16 protein-coding genes are annotated in these 20,936 nt (G+C 38.7%); 15 read left to right on the forward strand and 1 reads right to left on the reverse strand.

Translation table 11 applies throughout. From position 1 onward, the window contains the following. The first annotated feature begins 139 nt into the window (after nt 1-139). The 8 genes from ACWNMY_RS19705 to pyrE are packed head-to-tail and all read left to right on the forward strand — an operon-like array spanning nt 140 to nt 9,650. Nucleotides 140-1,042 (forward strand): aspartate carbamoyltransferase catalytic subunit, encoded by a 903-nt coding sequence (locus ACWNMY_RS19705; protein ID WP_449539946.1) that lies wholly within the window; start codon nt 140-142, stop codon nt 1,040-1,042. Then, a complete protein-coding gene (locus tag ACWNMY_RS19710) occupies nt 1,039-2,325 on the forward strand; it encodes a dihydroorotase (RefSeq protein WP_449539947.1) in 1,287 nt (428 codons plus the stop codon). Before ACWNMY_RS19705 ends, ACWNMY_RS19710 begins: the two co-directional genes overlap by 4 nt. Beyond that, nucleotides 2,322-3,422: a carbamoyl phosphate synthase small subunit gene (locus ACWNMY_RS19715; RefSeq protein ID WP_449539948.1), complete on the forward strand. Its 1,101-nt coding sequence runs from the start codon at nt 2,322-2,324 to the stop codon at nt 3,420-3,422. Before ACWNMY_RS19710 ends, ACWNMY_RS19715 begins: the two co-directional genes overlap by 4 nt. Beyond that, nucleotides 3,407-6,619 (forward strand): carbamoyl-phosphate synthase large subunit, encoded by a 3,213-nt coding sequence (carB, locus tag ACWNMY_RS19720; protein WP_449539949.1) that lies wholly within the window; start codon nt 3,407-3,409, stop codon nt 6,617-6,619. Before ACWNMY_RS19715 ends, carB begins: the two co-directional genes overlap by 16 nt. Next, nucleotides 6,616-7,395 (forward strand): dihydroorotate dehydrogenase electron transfer subunit, encoded by a 780-nt coding sequence (locus tag ACWNMY_RS19725; protein WP_449539950.1) that lies wholly within the window; start codon nt 6,616-6,618, stop codon nt 7,393-7,395. The genes carB and ACWNMY_RS19725 overlap by 4 nt, the downstream gene beginning before the upstream one ends. After that, a complete protein-coding gene (locus tag ACWNMY_RS19730) occupies nt 7,392-8,333 on the forward strand; it encodes a dihydroorotate dehydrogenase (protein ID WP_449539951.1) in 942 nt (313 codons plus the stop codon). The genes ACWNMY_RS19725 and ACWNMY_RS19730 overlap by 4 nt, the downstream gene beginning before the upstream one ends. Continuing rightward, on the forward strand, nt 8,305-9,021 hold the full coding sequence (pyrF, locus tag ACWNMY_RS19735) for an orotidine-5'-phosphate decarboxylase (RefSeq protein WP_449539952.1): 717 nt from the start codon (nt 8,305-8,307) through the stop codon (nt 9,019-9,021). The genes ACWNMY_RS19730 and pyrF overlap by 29 nt, the downstream gene beginning before the upstream one ends. Further along, nucleotides 9,018-9,650, forward strand: a complete 633-nt coding sequence (gene pyrE, locus ACWNMY_RS19740) for an orotate phosphoribosyltransferase (RefSeq protein ID WP_449539953.1) — start codon at nt 9,018-9,020, stop codon at nt 9,648-9,650. Before pyrF ends, pyrE begins: the two co-directional genes overlap by 4 nt. A 35-nt stretch (nt 9,651-9,685) precedes the next feature. On the opposite strand, the gene ACWNMY_RS19745 is transcribed toward pyrE, so the two are convergent. Beyond that, on the reverse strand, nt 9,686-11,395 hold the full coding sequence (locus ACWNMY_RS19745; RefSeq protein WP_449539954.1) for an Rqc2 family fibronectin-binding protein: 1,710 nt from the start codon (nt 11,393-11,395) through the stop codon (nt 9,686-9,688). Between the two features lie 356 nt (nt 11,396-11,751). Between ACWNMY_RS19745 and ACWNMY_RS19750 the strand changes: the two genes are divergently transcribed. From ACWNMY_RS19750 to priA, 7 genes are all read left to right on the forward strand, one after another. Continuing rightward, nucleotides 11,752-14,442 (forward strand): calcium-translocating P-type ATPase, SERCA-type, encoded by a 2,691-nt coding sequence (locus tag ACWNMY_RS19750; protein ID WP_449539955.1) that lies wholly within the window; start codon nt 11,752-11,754, stop codon nt 14,440-14,442. A 500-nt stretch (nt 14,443-14,942) separates the two neighbouring features. Beyond that, nucleotides 14,943-15,818: a YicC/YloC family endoribonuclease gene (locus tag ACWNMY_RS19755; RefSeq protein ID WP_449540498.1), complete on the forward strand. Its 876-nt coding sequence runs from the start codon at nt 14,943-14,945 to the stop codon at nt 15,816-15,818. A gap of 62 nt (nt 15,819-15,880) precedes the next feature. Beyond that, the gene (remA, locus tag ACWNMY_RS19760; protein WP_010282579.1) at nt 15,881-16,144 is read left to right on the forward strand and encodes an extracellular matrix/biofilm regulator RemA; all 264 of its coding nucleotides are present in this window, start codon (nt 15,881-15,883) and stop codon (nt 16,142-16,144) included. Between the two features lie 12 nt (nt 16,145-16,156). Further along, nucleotides 16,157-16,774, forward strand: coding sequence for a guanylate kinase (gene gmk, locus ACWNMY_RS19765; RefSeq protein WP_449539956.1), 618 nt, complete (start codon nt 16,157-16,159; stop codon nt 16,772-16,774). A 1-nt stretch (nt 16,775) separates the two neighbouring features. Then, nucleotides 16,776-17,009: a DNA-directed RNA polymerase subunit omega gene (gene rpoZ / locus ACWNMY_RS19770; protein WP_449539957.1), complete on the forward strand. Its 234-nt coding sequence runs from the start codon at nt 16,776-16,778 to the stop codon at nt 17,007-17,009. Between the two features lie 262 nt (nt 17,010-17,271). Continuing rightward, entirely contained in the window at nt 17,272-18,477 is a 1,206-nt protein-coding gene (gene coaBC / locus ACWNMY_RS19775) for a bifunctional phosphopantothenoylcysteine decarboxylase/phosphopantothenate--cysteine ligase CoaBC (protein ID WP_449539958.1), read from the forward strand. After that, complete coding sequence (gene priA / locus ACWNMY_RS19780; protein WP_449539959.1) at nt 18,474-20,888, forward strand: primosomal protein N'; 2,415 nt, start codon at nt 18,474-18,476, stop codon at nt 20,886-20,888. The genes coaBC and priA overlap by 4 nt, the downstream gene beginning before the upstream one ends. Nucleotides 20,889-20,936: the final 48 nt, after the last annotated feature.

Genomic DNA, 20,936 nt, shown 5'->3' on the forward strand with positions numbered 1-20,936 from the left:
CTATTAAGGGTGTTAGTTATTTTGGCGTAAAGGGTTCGTTTATCTATACCCTTTTAGCTTTAAAATACCTTTCTATACACCCTTACCTGTCCAAGGTAAGGTTTTTTTTATAAGTATCGAACGGACTGGAGGAGAGAATATGAATCATTTACTGACTATGACTGAGTTGAGCGTTGAAGATATTGACCGAATTTTATTTGATGCGAGGCTGTTTTCGGAAGGAAGCAAATGGAAGCTCGATAAACAAACATTTGTCGCCAATCTTTTCTTTGAACCTAGTACTCGCACAAGATTTAGCTTTGAGGTTGCTGAAAAAAAGCTTGGTGCAGAAGTTTTGCACTTAGAAGCGATGAACTCAAGCGTCCAAAAGGGTGAAAGTCTTTATGATACGGTAAGAACTCTCCAATCAATCGGAGCAAATGCGGTCGTGATACGTCACCCAATGGACGAATATTTTAATGAGTTACGTAATGGAATAAGCATTCCAATTATAAATGCAGGTGACGGGTGTGGACATCATCCAACACAATCTCTCCTTGATTTATTAACAATCAAACAAGAGTTTGATAGATTTCAAGATTTAAATATTCTTATTGTTGGAGATATTCGCCACAGTAGAGTAGCCAGATCCAATGCAGAGGTACTAAGGAGACTAGGAGCAAACGTTTATTTTTCAGCTCCACTAGAATGGCAAGATGAAACGAATCCATACGGATCGTACATTAACCTTGATCAGGGAATCGAGGAAGCTGACGTTGTAATGCTCCTTCGAATCCAGCATGAACGTCACGAATCAACGATGGGATTAACAAAGGAAGAGTACCACGAACAATTCGGGCTAACGCTTAAACGAGGTAACAATATGAAGAATGGAAGTATTATTATGCATCCAGCTCCCATTAATCGTGGTGTGGAAATGGCAAGTGAACTAGTTGAAGCAAAACATTCACGTATCTTTAAACAGATGGAAAACGGTGTGTATGTACGGATGGCTGTGCTAAAACGAGTTTTACAACAAGTAGAAGGAGGAATTTTAATATGAGTATCCTATTAACAAATGCAATGATTCTTAATGAACAAGGTGAACTTGTAACAGTAGAAGTGAAAATGAACAATGGAAAAATTGAGGCAATAGGTAATAACCTTGGGCAGAGCGGCTGTGAAGTAATTGATGTGCAAGGTAAGTTTGTATCAGCTGGATTTGTAGATGTTCATGTGCACTTACGAGAGCCAGGAGGAGAACATAAAGAAACGATTGAAACAGGTAGTCTTGCAGCTGCAAAAGGAGGATTTACGACAATTGCAGCAATGCCAAATACAAGACCAGTTCCTGATACAGTGGAACAGATGAACTGGTTACACCAACGAGTCAAGGAAACGGCACATGTAAATGTTCTACCATATGCTTCCATTACAATACGAGAGCTTGGCCAAGAGTTAACAGACATGAAGGGGTTAAAAGAAGCTGGGGCATTCGCTTTTACAGACGATGGTGTTGGAATTCAGTCTGCAGGAATGATGCTTGAAGCAATGAGGCAAGCGGCAGCTATCAATATGCCAATTGTTGCACACTGTGAAGAAAATACACTGATCAATAAAGGATCAGTTCATGAGGGTGAGTTCTCTAAGAAACACGGAATGAATGGGATTCCGTCTGTATGTGAGTCCGTACATATTGCAAGGGATGTGTTATTAGCTGAGGCCGCTGGATGTCATTATCATGTTTGTCATGTAAGTACAAAGGAATCTGTACGTGTGATAAGAGATGCAAAGCGCGCAGGAATCCATGTGACAGCAGAGGTTACACCTCACCATTTATTACTATGTGAGGAAGATATCCCTGGTTTAGATACGAATTATAAAATGAACCCTCCGTTACGCGGAAGAGAGGATTTAGAAGCACTAATTGAAGGGTTACTCGATGGAACAATTGACTTTATTGCAACAGATCATGCTCCTCATTCGAGTGAAGAGAAAGCAGCGGGCATGTCTCTAGCTCCATTTGGGATAGTAGGATTAGAAACAGCTTTCCCACTCCTTTACACTCATTTTGTAAAAACAAACATAATCACGTTAAAACAACTAGTAGACTTTTTAACTAGTAAACCAGCAAATACATTTAACTTACCATTAGGGACATTACAGGTTGGTTCCAATGCTGACCTAACGGTCATTGATTTAGATGAGAAAGATCAGATTGATCCAAGTACGTTTGTATCAAAAGGAAAAAACACACCATTTGCTGGCTGGGAGTGTGAAGGTTGGCCGGTAATGACATTCGTAAATGGCAGCATTGTTTGGCAGAAAGGAAGTGTGCTCGTATGAGACGTCAATTAATATTAGAAGATGGAACAGTATTTGTTGGTGAAGGATTTGGGAGTGAAACAGAAAATATAGGTGAAATTGTTTTTAATACTGGGATGACGGGATATCAAGAAATTTTATCAGACCCTTCTTATTGCGGACAAATCGTAACATTAACGTATCCCTTAATTGGAAACTATGGGATTAACAGGGATGACTTTGAATCAATTAACCCAGCAATTAGCGGGTTTATCGTCAATGAGGTTTGTGATCATCCTTCTAATTTTAGAAGTCAATTTAACCTGGATGAATATTTTAAATCAAAGAATATTCCTGGTCTCTCGGGTATAGATACAAGAAAGCTCACTAGAATTATTCGTAAATATGGAACCTTAAAAGGTGCCATCTGTGGAATGGATGTCAATCTAAATGAAATCATTAAGCAATTAAAAAATACCACACTTCCTACTGATCAAGTTAAGCAAGTTTCAACAAAAGGCTCTTACCCAAGTCCTGGTAGAGGGCACCGAGTAGTGCTAGTGGATTTTGGAATGAAGCATGGGATATTACGTGAATTAAATAATCGCGACTGTGATGTCATTGTCGTTCCTTATAATGTTACGGCGGAAGAAATTTTACGCTTAAGCCCTGATGGTATTATGCTCAGTAATGGACCTGGAAATCCAAAGGATGTACCAGAAGCAATTGAAATGATTAATGGGGTTCTTGGAAGAGTTCCTGTATTCGGAATTTGTTTAGGGCACCAATTATTTGCACTCGCAAGTGGTGCTGATACTGAAAAGATGAAGTTTGGTCACAGAGGATCCAACCACCCGGTTAAAGAACTTAAAACAGGAAAAGTTGCCATTACCTCTCAAAACCATGGTTATACGGTACGAAAAGAATCGTTGGATTCCACTAGACTTGAGGTTACACATATTGCGCTTAATGATGAAACGGTTGAGGGACTAAAACATCTCGATTTTCCAGCCTTTACAGTTCAATATCATCCAGAGGCTTCTCCAGGACCTGAGGATGCAAATAACTTGTTTAACGACTTTTTACAGATGATTGAAAACTTCAAGAAGGTAGGGGAAGAGCAATGCCAAAACGCTTAGACATTAAAAGTATATTAGTAATTGGATCAGGACCAATTGTTATAGGGCAAGCTGCAGAATTCGATTACGCGGGCACACAAGCATGCCTAGCATTAAAAGAAGAAGGCTATAAGGTAATCTTGGTTAACTCAAACCCTGCAACAATTATGACAGATGTGGAAATTGCTGACAAAGTATATATCGAGCCTATTACACTCGAGTTTGTAAGTAAAATCATTCGTAAGGAACGCCCAGATGCCATTCTTCCTACACTAGGGGGACAAACGGGTCTAAATATGGCAGTAGAGCTTTCTGAGTCAGGAGTTCTAGAGGAATGTGGTGTTGAAATCCTTGGTACCACATTATCAGCCATCCAAAAGGCTGAAGACCGTGATTTATTCAGAAACCTTATGAACGAACTAAATGAACCAGTTCCAGAAAGTGATATTATCCATACGCTTGAAGAGGCATATTCTTTTGTAGAAAGAATCGGTTACCCTGTAATCGTTCGTCCGGCCTTCACATTAGGAGGAACAGGTGGCGGTATTTGTAACGATGAAGAGGAACTAATTGAGATTGTGACGAGTGGTTTAAAAAATAGCCCAGTTACACAATGTCTTCTTGAAAAGAGCATTGCAGGGTTTAAAGAAATTGAATACGAAGTTATGCGAGATTCTGCTGACACAGCAATCGTTGTTTGTAACATGGAAAATGTCGATCCAGTTGGCATTCATACTGGTGATTCCATTGTTGTAGCACCAAGCCAAACGTTAAGTGACCGTGAATATCAACTACTACGCAATACATCATTAAAAATTATTCGTGCACTTGGAATCGAAGGCGGCTGTAATGTTCAATTAGCACTTGATCCGTATAGCTTTAATTATTACATTATCGAGGTAAACCCTCGTGTGAGCCGATCATCGGCATTAGCATCAAAGGCAACTGGCTATCCGATTGCAAAGCTTGCGGCAAAGATCGCAGTTGGATTAACTCTTGATGAAATGCTTAACCCTGTTACAGGGAAAACGTACGCAGCATTTGAACCTGCACTTGACTATGTCGTTACGAAGATTCCACGTTGGCCGTTTGATAAATTCGAGTCTGCCAATCGTAGACTTGGAACACAAATGAAAGCAACTGGAGAGGTAATGGCTATCGGTAGAAATTTTGAAGAGTCGATTTTAAAGGCTGTTCGTTCACTTGAAGCAGGAGTTTATCATTTGAATCTTGAAGATGCAACAAATGCTGATATAACTACGATTGAGAAACGAATCCGAAAAGCAGGGGATGAACGCCTATTTTATCTGGCAGAAGCGATTAGACGAGGAATCACAATCCAACAAATTCATGAGTGGAGTGAAATTGACCTTTTCTTCCTCCAAAAATTCGAGAATATCATTACTCTTGAAAACACGTTAATCAAAAATATAGATGATATTGAAACATTAAAGCTTGCGAAGAAGAAAGGCTTTGCTGATTCGATTATTGCGAAGCTTTGGAATACTACAGAATTAGAAATCTATGAAACTCGTAAACAAGCTGGACTAGTTCCCGTATATAAGATGGTTGACACTTGTGCGGCTGAATTTGAATCCGAAACACCCTATTATTATGGAACGTATGAGGAAGAAAATGAATCAATTGTAACGGACCGAAAGAGCGTTATCGTACTAGGGTCTGGCCCAATTCGAATTGGTCAGGGTGTTGAATTTGATTATGCAACAGTACATTCAGTATGGGCGATTAAAGAAGCAGGCTATGAAGCTATTATTATTAACAACAACCCTGAAACAGTTTCGACAGATTTCAGTATCTCTGACAAGCTTTATTTTGAACCACTCACAATTGAGGATGTCATGCACATCGTTGATCTCGAACGTCCACTTGGTGTGGTTGTCCAATTTGGTGGTCAAACAGCAATAAACCTTGCTAGTGCTCTAGAAGAGCGTGGCGTGAAAATCTTAGGTACATCACTAGAAGATTTAGATAGAGCTGAAAATCGGGATAAATTTGAGCAGACTATCACAACGCTTGGTATCCCTCAACCAAAAGGAAAAACAGCAACATCTGTAAAAGAAGCGATTGTCATTGCAGAAGATATAGGGTACCCAGTACTCGTAAGACCTTCTTATGTATTAGGTGGCAGAGCAATGCAAATTGTCTATCAAACGGATGAACTACTTCATTATATGGAAAACGCAGTGAAGGTAAACCCACAACATCCAGTCTTAATTGACCGCTATTTAACTGGGAAAGAAATAGAAGTAGATGCGATTTCGGATGGGGAATCAGTATATATTCCAGGAATTATGGAGCATATAGAGCGTGCAGGAGTTCACTCTGGTGATTCGATTGCAGTGTACCCACCACAAACGATATCTGCAAATGTAAAGCAACAAATCATTGATCATACAATTGCTTTAGCAAGAGGACTAAACACAATTGGCCTCCTAAACATTCAATTTGTTGTCTATAAAGAAGAAGTATTTGTTATTGAGGTAAATCCACGCTCAAGCCGTACAGTACCATTTTTAAGTAAAATTACTGGGGTACCAATGGCAAATATTGCGACAAAGGTAATTCTTGGAAAGACATTGCCTGAACTAGGTTACACAACTGGATTACACCCAGAAAGCGAAGGTGTATATGTGAAGGTTCCTGTCTTCTCCTTTGCAAAGCTTCGAAATGTAGATATTTCACTTGGGCCAGAAATGAAATCTACTGGTGAAGTAATGGGGAAAGATAGTACGCTCGAAAAAGCTTTATATAAAGGACTAGTTGCTTCAGGAATTACAATTCCGAAATACGGATCGGTTCTATTAACCGTAGCTGATAAGGACAAGGAAGAAGCATTAGAAATTGCAAAGCGATTCCATACAATTGGATATCAGCTATTAGCTACAAGTGGTACCGCAAGCTATTTACAAAAGGCAAATATACCTGTAACCGTAGTTAATAAAATTGGTTCCGAGAAGCCAAATCTAATTGATACAATTCGTCAAGGTAAAGCGCAATTTGTGATAAATACTTTAACAAAAGGCAAACAGCCTGCTAGAGACGGCTTTAGAATTCGTCGTGAAACAGTTGAAAATGGAGTGGCTTGCTTAACTTCTCTTGATACTGCAAAAGCAATTGTAAAAGTTTTAGAATCTATGACATTCTCTAGTGAAGCAATGGCCTCTCACGTTACCAAGCGTGAGGTGGTACATTCATGATGCAAAAACAAAATATGAAAATAATAAAACACTCTAGGATTGCAGAGGATATTTTCGAACTAACATTGGCGGGATCGGTAGTAAATAAAATGTTACAACCTGGACAATTTGTCCATGTAAAAGTCAGTGAAGGTTTAGATCCGTTGTTAAGAAGACCGATTAGTATTGCAGATATTAACCGTGAACAAGAGGAATGTACACTTATTTATCGAAAGGAAGGACTCGGAACCCGAGTCCTTTCTGAAAAAAACAAGGATCAATTTGTAGATGTCCTAGGACCACTAGGAAACGGCTTCCCAGTGGAAGAGGTTCAGCAGGGTGAAACGGCATTGTTAGTCGGTGGTGGTATTGGTGTACCACCTCTCTATGAATTGTCAAAGCAATTAGTCGCGAAAGGTGTCAAAGTGGTTCATGTTTTAGGCTTTCGATCAAAATCAGCTGTATTTTATGAAGAGAAATTCCATGCGCTAGGCGAAACATATATAGCAACAGTAGATGGTTCAACGGGAACAAAAGGATTTGTAACAGATATAATAGAAAACTACGGTATTCCATTTGATACGCTTTATGCATGTGGACCTACTCCTATGCTTCGTGCACTCGAAGCGTCTTATCCGGAACGAAATGTTTACATCTCTCTTGAAGAAAGAATGGGATGTGGCATTGGAGCATGCTTTGCATGTGTCTGTCATTTACAAAGTGATCCCAACGGCCACTCTTATAAAAAAATATGTAGCGATGGCCCAGTTTTTAAGGTTGGAGAGGTGGTACTATGAACAGACTACACGTTGATTTACCAGGTTTAACACTAAAAAATCCAATCATGCCAGCATCTGGTTGTTTCGGTTTTGGAAAAGAATATGCCAACTTTTATGATCTAAGTGAATTAGGAGCAATCATGATAAAGGCAACAACTGTAGAGCCGAGATTCGGAAATCCAACACCTCGTGTTGCTGAGACGAGTGCAGGTATGTTGAATGCCATAGGTCTACAAAACCCGGGACTCAATAAGGTTATGACGGAGGAATTACCATGGTTGGAACAATTTGATGTGCCAATCATCGCAAATGTTGCAGGTTCTCAAATTGAAGACTATGTAGAGGTTGCTAGGAAGATATCAAAAGCACCTAATGTTCATGCCATTGAATTAAATATATCTTGCCCTAATGTGAAAACTGGCGGAATTGCCTTTGGTACGATTCCAGAAGTTGCAGCTGAACTCACAAAGCATGTTAAAAACGCTTCTAGTGTTCCTGTATATGTTAAGTTATCTCCGAATGTGTCAAATATAGTAGACATGGCAAAGGCGATTGAACATGCAGGTGCAGACGGTTTAACCATGATTAACACGTTAATTGGAATGCGGATTGATTTAAAAACAGGCAATCCTATCTTGGCAAATAAGACAGGCGGTTTATCAGGGCCAGCAATAAAACCAGTAGCTATCCGTATGATTCATGAGGTAAGTCAAGCTGTGTCAATTCCTATCATTGGGATGGGAGGCGTCCAAACTGCTGAAGATGTTCTCGAATATTTTTATGCAGGTGCTAGTGCAGTTGCAGTAGGTACGGCAAACTTTGTTGATCCATTTGTCTGTCCTACCATCATTGATGAACTTCCGAGATTACTAGATAAGTACGGATTTGACCATATTTCTGAATGTCGAGGAAGGAGCTGGAAGCAATATGCAACGACCACTCATTATCGCGCTTGATTTTCCTAATCTAGATGCTACCAAAGAATTTCTTGAAGATTTTCAAGGAGAAAAATTATTTGTAAAAGTAGGCATGGAATTGTTTTATCAAGAAGGTCCATCCGTTCTAAGTCTCTTAAAAGAGCAAGGGCATTCCATCTTCCTTGATCTAAAACTACATGATATTCCAAATACAGTATATTCTAGTATGAAACGTTTAGCTGGGCTTGGCGTTGATTTAGTCAATGTACATGCAGCAGGCGGAACCAAGATGATGGAGGCTGCCCGTGAAGGTCTTGAAGCAGGAACATCAGTCGGTAAGGAGCGCCCACTTTGTATTGCTGTCACACAGCTGACAAGCACATCTGAAGAGATGATGAAAAAAGAATTATTGATTGAAAAAAAATTACTAGATGTGGTTGTTCAATATGCGACTCTAACGAAAAATAGTGGGTTAGATGGTGTTGTTTGTTCGTCCCTCGAGGTACCATATATTAATCAAACCCAAGGAACTGATTTTATTACAGTTACACCTGGAATTCGTCAGAGAAGTGATGAAGTTGGGGATCAGAAACGTGTAGTTACACCAGAAGAAGCAAGAGCGCTAGGTTCAACAGCGATTGTTGTTGGAAGATCGATAACAAGGGCAGATAACCCATTAGAAACCTATAAAAATATGAAAACAGCGTGGGAAGGGGTAACAGTATGAAGAAAGAAATAGCAGGATATTTACTGGACATCGGAGCAGTTTTTTTACGACCAAATGAGCCATTTACATGGTCCTCGGGTATAAAATCTCCCATCTATTGTGACAACCGTATGACCCTTTCATTCCCACATGTTCGTAAGGAAATTGCAAAGGGATTAGCAAAATTGATAACAGAACACTATCCAGAGGCAGCAGTAATCGCCGGAACGGCAACAGCAGGTATTCCTCATGCAGCATGGGTAAGTGATGAATTAAATCTACCGATGTGTTATGTGCGAAGTAAAGCAAAAGCACATGGAAAAGGTAATCAAATTGAAGGAAAAGTAACAAAGGGACAGAAGATAGTTGTTGTAGAAGACCTTATTTCAACTGGTGGAAGTGCGATTACAGCAGCTGAAGCACTTCGTGAAGCAGGTTGTGAGGTGGTAGGAATTGTTGCCATCTTTACATATCAACTGCCTGCTGCAGAAGAAAGTTTCAAAAAAGCAAACATCACGGCACATACCATTACAGACTACTCTACATTACTTGATGTTGCCTTAGAAAAAAAGGTCGTTACAGAAAGTGATATTGATAGTTTAAAAAGCTGGAGACAAAATCCAGCAGAATGGCTTACAACAAAATTATAAGAAGATACCCTAGGTTTTCACACCTAGGGTATTGTTTATTTTCTAAGTTTTACTATTAGATCCTCTTCTGGAGTTACATATACAGTTTGTTGATTGTCATAAATGACAAACCCAGGCTTTGAACCATTTGGTTTCTTTACATGACGTACCAACGTATAATCAACCGGTACCGATGATGAGTTCTTTGCCTTACTAAAATATGCAGCGATTGTTGCTGCCTCAAGAATCGTTTCCTTAGAAGGTTGTTTGCTGCGAATGATGACATGTGAACCGGGTATGTCCTTTGTGTGAAGCCAAATATCATCCCTTGCAGCTAGTTTGTTTGTGAGATAATCATTTTGTTTATTGTTTTTGCCAACAAGAATTGGTGTACCATCACTTGATTCATAGTTCTCTATAATAGGCTTCGATTGTTTATTTTTTTTATTTCCTTTTTGCTGCTTATTCTTAAGATAGCCTTCTTCCATTAATTCCTCGCGAATTTCTTGTAAGTCTCTTGGTGCTGCAGATTCAATTTGTTGTAATAATGACTCGAAATAATCTATTTCTGCTTTCGCCTTCTGAATCTCGTTTTCAATATAGGCCACTGAATTCTTCGCTTTTTGATACTTAGAAAAATAGCTTTGCGCGTTCTCAGAAGGTGTCTTCTGTGGATGAAGTGGTATATTCACTATCTCATTTTCGGTCGAGTAATAGTTCTGAACTTTTGCTTCTTTATCTCCACGAGCTATAGCATACATATTGGCAGTCAATAGTTCGCCAAATAATTTATATTTTTCGGCCTTTTCCGATTGAACCAGTGTAGCTTCCAGTTTTTTTATTTTTTTCTCGTTTTTCGTTTTCTCATTACTTATAAAACGCTCTAAATCATTCCCTTGCTGCTTCACTCTATCTCGTTCTGCTTTCCCAAAGTAGAATCGGTCGAGCATTTCGCTAATGGTAGGGAATTTCCTTGCTTCTCCTTCTAAATGGGTAAGCGGGAGGATATAAAAATAATCCTTTTGACCTTTTGAAATAATTTGCGGTGAGATTTTGTTCTCTTGAATTTCTTCTATCATTGATAAAAAGGGGCCAGGAAGTGTTCTACGGTTAGCAATGCCAGCCCGAGATATGACCTCTTTTGCAAACAATGGAGAGATTCCAGAAAATTTACTAACAATCTGCTGATCCAATCGACCTGCATTAAAATCGATTTTCTTCAAGAAACCTTCTTCATCCACAGTGAATGGATTTGTTTTTTCTTGGGCTGGAGGTGACACATATGAATATCCAGGTAAAACTGTTCTGTGACGATTCACTGCTGGGGATATATGTTTAATACTATCAAGGATCGTCTGTTTTTCGGTATCAATTAATATGATATTACTATGTCTTCCCATAATCTCAATAACTAACTGTTTGTAGGATATGTCACCAAGTTCATTCCTGCCTTTTACGTCAAATATGATAATTCGATCCATCTCAACTTGATGAATATTTTCAATAATACTACCCTCAAGATGTTTACGGAGGAGCATGCAAAACATTGGTGGTTCATTTGGATTTTCATACGATTCATTGGTCAAATGGATTCTGCCATAGCTTGGGTGGGCAGATAGCAGTAGTTTATGATTTTTACCATTTGAACGTACCTGAAAGATTAATTCATTTTTGTATGGTTGATATATCTTTGAAATTCTTCCATTTTGAAGCGCTTGTTTTAATTCATCCGCAATTGCGTGTGTAAAGATTCCATCGAATGTCATGTGTATTCTTCCTCTTTTCTATTACATAGAAGGGTTCCCCTCTACATAGCCTAAACAATTTATTTCAACAAAACAGTAACTTAGAAAAAGTATAGCATTTTTTTGGACGAGACTGAATAAGCTTTCATAGGGATGTAGATAAACTTTATTCAGCAAAAAGTCCCCCACACTTTACGGGGTGGGATGAATGCAATAAGAGTATACAAGCTTGTAAGGGTTCAAAGCTAGCTGAATAAGGATAAGCCTCCGGCAGATGCATGATATTTTTTGAGAAATCAATTTAACAGACTCGCAAAAGTCAGGCACAAGTACGCCAAGGCGCATTTGATTATGTATGAGGGGTGTGTAAAACAAGAATGAAGTGGTATGAGCTCAGATCAGACGAAATCGAACAAAAAGTAAATACAAGCCTTTCCAAGGGTCTTTCAGACCAAGATGTATTACAGCGTCAAAAGCAATTTGGTTATAATGAATTGAAGGAAGCTGAAACCCCTTCAGCACTATTGCTTTTTTTGGCTCAGTTTAAGGACTTTATGGTACTTGTATTACTTGCAGCAACCCTAATATCAGGATTGTTAGGGGAATACATTGATGCCATCGCCATTATGGCAATTGTCTTAATTAATGGCTTCCTAGGTTTTTTCCAAGAAAGAAAAGCTGAAAAATCACTACAAGCGTTAAAAGAGCTTTCTGCACCTCAGGTGAATGTTCTTCGAAATAAGGAATGGGTTCGAATTCCCTCGAAGGAACTTGTTGTAGGAGATGTAATTAAATTCACAAGTGGTGACAGAATCGGAGCTGACATTCGATTAATTGACGTAAAAAGCTTAGAGATTGAGGAATCGGCTTTAACTGGTGAGTCTGTTCCCGTTACAAAGCATGTGGCTCCAATTGTTGGGGGTGAAATTTCTTTAGGTGATCAAGAAAATATGGCCTTCATGGGAACCATGGTGACACGTGGAAGTGGTGTGGGGGTAGTAGTAGGAACTGGAATGAATACGGCGATGGGTCAAATTGCTGAGCTTCTCCAATCTGCAGAGACAATGATTACACCGTTACAAAGAAGACTAGAGCAATTAGGTAAAATATTAATAACGGTTGCCCTTTTACTAACACTGTTAGTTGTTGTTGTAGGCGTTATTAATGGACATGATCTATATAATATGTTCCTTGCTGGCGTTTCCTTGGCCGTTGCAGCGATTCCGGAAGGGCTTCCAGCGATTGTAACAGTTGCTCTTTCACTGGGTGTTCAAAGGATGATCAAGAAAAATGCAATTGTTCGTAGACTTCCAGCCGTTGAAACATTAGGTTGTGCTTCTGTTATTTGCTCAGATAAAACCGGAACAATGACACAAAATAAAATGACTGTCACACATCTATGGTCTGGTGGTAAAACGTGGTCTGTAACTGGTACGGGCTATGACTTAGAGGGTACATTCTTTGCAGGTGAAAAGGAAATTAGACCAACCGATAATAAGGCACTTCACCAATTACTAACCTTTGGTGTGCTATGTAACAATGCTTCCCTCAAACGAAAAGAAGATGACATTGTTGTAGATGGTGATCCGACAGAGGGTGCGTTAATCGTTTCTGGAATGAAGGCTGGACTAACGAAAGACCTGTTGGCAGACCAATTTGAAATAGTGGAAGAATTTCCTTTTGATTCTGGAAGAAAAATGATGAGTGTCATAGTAAAGGATAGTTCCGGAAATCAGTTTGTGGTTACAAAAGGTGCACCGGATGTATTACTGGGAGTTAGTAAATCTGTATTATGGGACAATAGGCAACAACCATTATCGGGAGATTACGAGAATAAGATAATGAATGCAATTGAAGAACTAGCTTCAGATGCATTACGTACAATAGCTGTAGGCTTTAAACCTCTACGTCCCAATCAAAACGTATTGAATGAGAATGAGGCAGAATGTGATTTAATCTTCATTGGTATTCAAGGAATGATAGATCCGCCTCGACCAGAAGTAAAAGAGGCGGTAAGAGAATGTAAGGATGCTGGTATAAAAACCGTCATGATTACAGGAGACCACCTTATTACTGCAAAGGCTATAGCTACCCAACTTGGGATCTTACCACATGGTGGAAAGGTACTAGATGGAAACGCGTTATCGAAAATGGATGTTGAGGAATTAGAAGAAATCGTAGATGACGTGTATGTGTATGCACGAGTATCACCAGAACACAAGTTGAAAATTGTGAAAGCTCTTCAGAGTAGAGGGCATATTGTTGCCATGACAGGTGATGGTGTAAACGATGCGCCGGCGATTAAGGCTTCTGATATTGGTATTGCAATGGGGATAACTGGTACAGATGTAGCTAAAGAAGCTTCATCACTTGTATTACTTGATGATAACTTCGCCACAATAAAAGCAGCTATTAAAGAAGGACGAAACATCTATGAAAATATTAGGAAGTTTATCCGTTATTTATTAGCATCTAACGTTGGTGAAATTCTTGTTATGTTGTTTGCGATGCTACTAGGTCTGCCGTTACCACTCGTTCCTATTCAGATTCTTTGGGTTAACCTTGTAACAGACGGATTGCCAGCGATGGCTCTTGGATTGGATCAGCCAGAAGGTAATGTAATGAAACGAGGTCCGCGTCATCCTAAGGAAGGAGTGTTTGCAAGGGGCTTGGGTTGGAAAATCGTTAGTCGAGGATTTTTGATTGGTATTGCTACCCTTGCAGCCTTTATGGTTGTGTATGGAAGAGATCCTAATAACCTAGGGTACGCACAAACAGTGGCATTCGCAACACTTGTAATGGCGCAGTTAATTCATGTTTTTGATTGCCGGAGTGAACGCTCTATCTTCCATCGGAATCCGTTCCAAAATATGTACTTAGTATGGGCTGTTATTTCATCAATCGTATTAATGTTAATTGTTATTTATTATCCACCATTACAACCAATCTTTAAGACGTATGCAATCGAACCAAGAGATTGGTTATTGATTCTTGGAATGTCAGCAGTACCTACATTCCTCTTGGCTGGGTCATTATTAACAAAAAAACGTTCTACATCACAAGCATAAGTTTTTCAACTTGGTATTTAGATAAGAAACTATGATATAATTTTTAAGGTAATGGAGTTTAAAGCTCTATTACCTTTTTTAATTCCTTATGATCTACTAACATCTATTACATTTTGGTGAACAATGGTAAAATGAGTATTGCATTATATCTTTTATCAGCAGTAGTTCTTTACTTCTATATAAATACATGTTCAAAAGGGAGGATGAAAAGGTCCAAGAAGTTTGAGGCGGCGAAGCTCCCGCGTACCGGAGCGTATTCGACTAATACGTGAGGAACCGAAAAGCAAGACAACGAAGAAATTCGCTGTGTCATTTTCACCGGACTTTTTGAACACCCTCTATAAAGTAACAATGTATGATAGTGTATAATTAAGTGGGAATAAATAACTGTGGCTGAATAAAGGGAAGGCTTACAATACTTCAATAGAAAAATCTAGGTGCAAATTTGTCAGGTGTTCTTATAAATGGATTACCTGCTATGTAAGATTGGACGTGATATGATGATTGTAAGTATGACAGGTTTTGGACGTGCCAAAAAGGAAACGGCCACTTTTTCAGTTGTTGCAGAAATAAAGTCAGTAAACCATCGATTTTGTGAAATCAATATAAGATTACCTAGACAATTATTAATCCTTGAGGATAAAATAAAAAAGGCAATCATGCATCATGTGAAAAGAGGTCGAGTTGAAGTATTCCTCACGATTGATGGAGAAGGGCTTGTTAAAAAGTCACTTGCTATTGATTGGGAATTATTAGATAGCCTTTTAGCCGCCACAATGCAAATTCAAGGTAAGTATCAACTCACTGATCAGATAACAACACAACAACTGTTATCAAATGAAAACATACTTTCAATTGAGGAAGAGGAACTGGAGAACACTGAGCTAGAATCTACTGTTCTTGAGGTGATAGAAATCGCCGTACTGCAATTAAAAAAAATGAGAGAAATTGAAGGACAGAAGTTAATTCAAGATATAGCTGTATTTCTTGACCTAATCGAAGAAAACGTACATAACATTGAGACCTATGCACCATTGGTTGTTTCTCATTACCGTGAGCGCATTGAAAAAAGAATGAAAGACTATGTGGGGAATGAATTTGATGAAAATCGGATTCTTACAGAGGTAGCAATATTTTCGGAAAAAGCTGATATCAGTGAAGAGCTTACACGCCTACAAAGCCATATAAGTCAATTTAGAGAAACAGTACTTACTAATGAACCTATAGGTAGAAAGCTTGATTTTATCGTTCAAGAAATGAATCGAGAAATTAACACTATCGGTTCAAAAGCAAATGATTCTTTACTTACTAAACATGTAGTGGAAATGAAGAGCCTATTAGAGAAAATTAAAGAACAGGTTCAAAATATTGAATAAATTTGATTATAAAGACATTTTCACGGCAAAAATAGTGGGGGATATGACTTGGGGGAGATTAAGTGCAAATAAAGTTAATAAATATTGGTTTCGGAAATATTGTTTCAGCAAACCGCATTATATCAATTGTTAGTCCGGAATCTGCTCCGATTAAAAGAATAATACAAGATGCGCGTGATCGAGGAATGCTCATTGATGCAACATATGGGAGAAGGACACGGGCTGTCATGATTATGGACAGTGATCATATTATACTTTCTGCAGTCCAACCAGAGACAGTCGCGCAAAGACTATCAAAAGAGGATGAGCTAACAGACGAAGGGTAGGGTTAAGAAGCAATGAATGAAAGAGGTTTACTAATTGTTTTATCTGGTCCATCTGGCGTAGGAAAAGGAACAGTACGAAAAGCGATTTTTTCAGAGCCAGATACAAGGTTTCAATACTCGATTTCAATGACAACAAGAAAACCTCGTGAAGGAGAAGTAGACGGTGTAGACTATTTCTTTAAGTCGAGAGAAGAGTTTGAAGAATTAATCAAAAAGAATAAACTCCTTGAATGGGCAGAATATGTGGGTAACTACTACGGAACTCCAATTGATTATGTGGAGTCTACCTTACAGGAAGGCAAAGATGTCTTTCTGGAAATAGAGGTTCAGGGGGCACTACAAGTACGTAATGCTTTTCCAGAAGGATTATTTATTTTCTTAGCACCTCCAAGCCTCAAGGAATTAAAAAACAGAATTATTACAAGAGGTACTGAAACAGACGATTTAATTCTAAATCGGATGAAGGTCGCTAGAGAAGAAATTGAAATGATGGACGCGTATGATTATGTAGTAGAGAATGATCAAGTTGAATTAGCCTGCAAAAGGATTAATGCAATTGTTACTGCAGAACACTGCAGACGTGACCGTGTAGCGAGACGTTATAAAAAAATGCTGGAGGGTGATTTTTAATATGTTAAATCCGTCTATAGATTCATTAATGAATAAAATAAACTCAAAATATACACTTGTTACGGTTGCTGCTAAGAGAGCAAGAGTTATGCAAGATAAAAATGATGGAATGGTAAAAAAACCTGTGTCACATAAACCAGTCGGAAAAGCTTTAGAAGAAATTGATGGTGGAATCCTTTTTTATTCAAATGAGAAGAAAACAAGTGTTGATACAACACCAACTACTACAGACTAACAAGCCCGATAATAGTTTGGCACAAATAGGCCATCATGGCGTATTTGATTAGGATAACAACCTCTCATGTAGGTTGTTATTTTTTTAAGGAAAAGGAAGCATAAAAAGTAACCAAAATTTTCGTTGTCTAGCTCCAGGCGCCTCGTCACTCAGGCATAAGTCAATCCGCTTCGGAAGGTGATTAGAACCTTCTGTAGCTCTCGTCCTATGCTTATTGCCGAAGGCTACACGCCTAGCGCTTTTCAAATAAGGGGGATTTGGAATGATACATAAAAAAATAGTACTTTGTGTTAGTGGAGGTATCGCGGTATATAAAGCTGCTGCTTTAACTAGCAAGCTGATACAGGCAGGCGCTGAAGTGAAAGTGATTATGAGTGAATCTGCAATAAAATTCGTCAATCCTTTAACATTCCAAGCACTTTCAAGAAATGATGTGTACTATGATACATTTGATGAAAAGAATCCAGCAGTAATAGCACATATTGATCTAGCGGATTGGGCTGATTTGATACTAGTAGCACCTGCAACTGCTAATATCATTGGAAAGCTTGCAAATGGTGTCGCAGATAATATGATTACAACTACTCTTCTTGCCACAACAGCACCTGTCTGGATTGCACCAGCTATGAACGTCCATATGTATGATCACCCTGCTGTTAAAAGAAATATATCGATTCTTGCTCAGGATGGTTATCAATTTATAGAGCCTTCAGAAGGATATCTTGCATGTGGTTATGTTGGAAAGGGAAGGCTTGAGGAGCCTGAAAAAATTGTTGACCTCCTACATAAACATTTTTCAGAAAAACCACTTTTTAAAGGTGAAAAAATAGTCATTACAGCGGGTCCAACTCGGGAAAAGGTTGATCCTGTTCGGTTTTTTACAAATCGATCGACAGGGAAAATGGGTTATGCCCTAGCAGAGGCAGCTAGTGCAGCCGGCGCTGACGTTACTTTAATATCTGGACCTACCAACTTACCGGTTCCCCCAAGAGTAAAGTTGATTCAAATCGAATCTGCCGAGGACATGTTAACTCAGGTAATGTTACATTATAAAGATAGTGATATCGTGATAAAGTCTGCAGCTGTGGCCGATTACCGACCAAAGCACATCTATAATGAAAAAATGAAAAAGAAATCAGGAGATCTTGTTCTAGAGCTTGAAAGAACTACTGATATATTAAAAACATTGGGTACACAGAAGGAACATCAAATTTTAGTTGGTTTTGCAGCTGAAACGGACAATGTTGAGGTATATGCAAAAAATAAGCTCGAATCTAAGAACCTAGATATGATTGTTGCGAACAATGTGACAACAGTAGGAGCGGGATTTGGAACAGACACAAACATTGTTACTATCTTTAAAAAAGATGGGACACAACTTGATTTGCCTATGATGACAAAGCAAGAAGTTGCAAAAGCCATTCTTCATGAACTGAAACAAGTGTTGGATGAGGAAGAAAGAAGATGAAAATTGCAAGTATTATCGTCGATGTGCCGGCAATGCAAACCGATCGAACGTTTGATTACTTGATTCCGGAAAAATGGAAAGATATTGTTGTTCCTGGTATGAGGGTTGTTGTTCCTTTTGGTCCTCGTAAGGTTCAAGGATTTGTTATGAGTCTATCAAACGAAGCAGAAGTGAATAAACTTAAAGAAATTCATTCTTTACTAGACTTAACTCCAGCCTTAAATCAAGAGCTCTTGCATATTGGAAAATGGTTGACGGAGAAAACTCTTTGTTTTACCGTTTCGGCTTTACAAGCTATGCTTCCTTCAGCAATGCGAGCAAAATATGAAAAAGAAATAAAACTCCTAGACACCCAGAGAAGAACTGAGTTAGATCCTGCGATTCAGGCATCGTTCGAGCATAAGGATACAATAAACTGGGAAGAAGCAGAGAAAAATGATTTGTTACATGTTTATCAAAAGGAGATAAAAAAAGGACTCTTAGAAGTTGTCTACAACGTTAAGAATCGTAGCAATAAAAAAACGTTGAAACAGGTTCTGCTGGCTATACCATCAAGTGAAACGGAAAAGGTACTAGAAGACCTCCCAGCTTCAGCAAATAAGCAGAAATTGGTACTCGAATTTTTTCTACTACATCCTAAGCCTATTCTGTTAAAGGATTTACTTCTAAAGGTAGGAGTCACTGATAGTACGATTCGAACAATGGTGAAAAAAGGACTATTAAGGGAACAGGCAGTGGAGGTATATCGTGATCCATACGCGGACAAGCAATTTGAACCGACTAAACCAATGCCGTTAACTTTGGAACAGCAACATGCAATTGCTCCTATACTTACTTCTATTGAGGATTATATACATAAAGTGTTTTTAATGTATGGAGTGACCGGGAGCGGTAAAACGGAAGTGTATATGCAGTCGATTGATGCTGTATTGAAAGAAGGTAAAGAGGCAATAGTCCTTGTACCAGAAATTGCACTTACTCCCCAAATGGTAAACCGGTTTAAAGGTCGATTTGGCTCTCGTGTAGCTGTTCTGCATAGTGGACTTGGCACGGGTGAAAAGTACGATGAGTGGAGGAAAATTTATCGTAAGGAAGTAAGTGTCGTTGTGGGTGCAAGGTCAGCAATATTTGCTCCTTTTGAAAATTTGGGAATTATTATTATTGATGAAGAACATGAATCAAGTTATAAACAGGAGGATAATCCTAGGTATCATGCGAGAGATGTCGCTATTTTTCGTGGTGAGTTACATCAATGTCCCGTAATATTAGGAAGTGCGACCCCTACTCTTGAATCCTTCGCAAGAGCATCGAAGAATGTTTATGAACTGATAACATTAAAAGAAAGAGTCAATAATCGCCCCCTACCAAGTGTAGAAATTGTCGATATGAGGGAAGAATTACGATCAGGTAATCGTTCCATGTTCTCGACAGCCTTATTTGAAAAATTAACAGCTAGACTTGAGCGGAAGGAACAGTCTGTTTTATTCCTAAATAAGAGGGGACACTCTTCCTTTGTCATGTGTAGAGATTGTGGGTATGTAGCCAATTGTCCACATTGTGACATTTCATTGACTTATCATCGTTCTAGTCACAGCTTAAAATGCCATTATTGTGGGTATGAAACGTATATGCCTAACACTTGTAATGAATGTGGAAGTGAACATATTCGATTCTTTGGTACTGGAACACAGAAGGTAGAGGAAGAGCTTGCAAAGATTCTACCTGAAGCAAAGGTTATTCGCATGGATGTTGACACAACAAGCCGAAAAGGCTCTCATGAGAGATTATTAAAGGAATTCGGTGATGAAAAAGCTGATATTCTGCTTGGAACACAGATGATCGCAAAAGGACTGGACTTTCCGAATGTGACATTAGTTGGTGTACTTACTGCAGATACAATGCTAAATTTGCCTGACTTCCGATCTTCAGAAAAAACATTTCAGCTTCTAACACAGGTTAGCGGGAGAGCTGGACGACATGAATTGCCTGGAGAGGTAGTGATACAAAGCTATACGCCAGAGCATTATAGTATTGAGTTGGCAAGTCAGCACAATTATGATGGATTCTATCAAAATGAGATGCAGATTCGAAAGTCACATGCATATCCACCGTTTTATTTTCTAGCGCTTGTCACTGTCACACATCCAGAACTTACGAAGACCGTGGATGTAGCAGAAAAAATTGCCTCCTATTTACGTAAGTCCTTATCGAATCGGGCGATTATTCTTGGTCCAGTTACATCGCCAATCGCAAGGATTAATAATAGATATCGATACCAATGCATGATAAAATACAAAAATGAACCAAATTTGAACCAAATGTTAAAGGGAATATTGGATCGCTATCAAAAAGAAATGACTCAAAACTCACTTACATTATCTATCGATTTAAACCCTTATATCATGATGTAGTTTAAAGTAATGCTAGAAAGTAGAGAATAGTAAAAAAGTAGAACGTTG

The sequence above is a fragment of the Ferdinandcohnia sp. Marseille-Q9671 genome, assembly GCF_976954385.1.